The organism is Pseudomonas sp. Pseusp88 (assembly GCF_047303955.1).
Taxonomy (GTDB): Bacteria; Pseudomonadota; Gammaproteobacteria; order Pseudomonadales; family Pseudomonadaceae; genus Aquipseudomonas.
Genome location: NZ_JBGLYM010000078.1, coordinates 1 through 1716 on the forward strand (window position 1 = coordinate 1; position 1716 = coordinate 1716).

General features: G+C 49.4%; 1 protein-coding gene and 1 pseudogene. Both read left to right on the plus strand.

Annotated features, from left to right (window positions below; genetic code table 11):
- Nucleotides 1–990, plus strand: a 990-nt coding sequence (locus ACCD02_RS32490; protein ID WP_413310692.1) for an RHS repeat-associated core domain-containing protein, incomplete at its 5' end; no start/stop codon positions are given.
- Between the two features lie 222 nt (nt 991–1212).
- Nucleotides 1213–1716, plus strand: a pseudogene (locus ACCD02_RS32495) (toxin); the annotation flags it as partial.

The following is a 1716-nucleotide window of genomic DNA, read 5'->3' on the forward strand; positions in this document are numbered from 1 at the left end:
GATGCCACCGGGCTTTATTACTATGGGTTCAGGTATTACGCGCCGTGGTTGCAGAGGTGGATCAATCCGGATCCGGCGGGCGAAATTGACGGGTTGAATTTGTTCAGTTTTATAAGGAATAACCCTGTCCTTCTCGAAGATTTGAGCGGACTCGCGCCTCCACTAATACTGCTGTATGGGTTTGGAGAAGCAAGAGAGGAGGTACTTCCCAGGCTGTCAGAGGCATACCCCCAATACAGCATAATCAAAATAGATGAGTTGAATGCTTCCATTTCAATTGTTCCCGCCTATGCTGAAGAACAGTATGAAGAATTTATTGATGTCGTCACCGAGGGCATTGATGTAGATGAAGATGACGCCGAACTATTCTCTCAAGCATCCCCAGGATTCAAAGGAACTTCGGAAGATGCATTATCCATGCTGCAAAGCTGGGCTAACCATCTCAAGGAAAACTCCAAGGTTTTTGACATCAGCAGGAAGATGCGAACATATGACGATCCTCTCAACTCGGAAAAATCTAACAAACCGTCGATGGAGTTTTGGAAAAAACACTTACACGAATCGTTACCTGAACAGGAGCTGAAAAATTTTACCGCAACATTACAGAGCGATCCGAAAAAGCTGTTCTCACAATCGTCTCACTCGGCGAAAACCGCCCAAAAAGCCGTCGTAAATTGGCTATTCAGAAAGTTCTCAAAACTGGGACTAGAGTGGCTGCATGCTTCGAATGACCAAAAAAATCAAGTGACTTTCATCGACGTAGCCTTTCAGGACTACGCCAATAGACCTTCTGGGTGGCAGGAGATGACACCCGATATTTTTCAAAACAAGCCCCATAAATCAAATACACCGGCAGGACAGGCTTTCAACCCTATAACACACTCGGAAAGGCGATATATAGCAAAAAAATCTACAATAGCAGGATCTTCATTTCAGCTACGTTCCAAATTCATCACTCTAAATGAATTCAAAAAATATGCGTCCAGCTGAACCCGATAATCCGAAACTCTACAGTATTTTTGCAACAGTTTGATCAGCGAAGCACGTAGAACGCAGAATAGAAAACTCTACTGTAGCTTCAGGCAGCCGTCCTTGAACTGTCGGCCAAACATGATTTTGGCATCTCCGACAAGTTCGACGCTCGGTTAAATTGACCGAGTCTACGACCTAGACTCAATACCGGTGAAAACCTGGAACCCTTGGCGGATAAGGATGTCCCTACATACCCAAACGCCCCTGCTTGCTGCCAACGACCCCCGCGGTCTGACCGTGCGCGCCGTCGCATACTCACGCTCGAACGAACACCAGCCAGCCGAACACCGCTCTACCCGCAGTGTTTACGACGCAGCAGGCCGGCTGACTGCTCAACAGGACCCGCGCTTGCCCGCCCCTAATCTGACCACGATCTACAGCCTCTCCGGCCAGCCATTGCTGACTGATAGCGTAGATGCCGGTTGGCGCCTAATGTTGCCGGGCGAAGCGGGTCAACTTGTCGACAATTGGGATGGACGTGGCAGTCGGCGGCAGATCGACTACGACGAAATGATGCGTCCGATGACGATGGTTGAACAAGATCAAGCCGTCGAGCGCTTTTCCTATGGCGGACCGCAAGCCGCTGAACACAACCAGTGCAATCAAGTGACCCGTCACGACGATCCTGCGGGCACCCTGCGTTGGCCGGATTACAACCTGTTGGGTTCACCGGTGAGTGAAGTT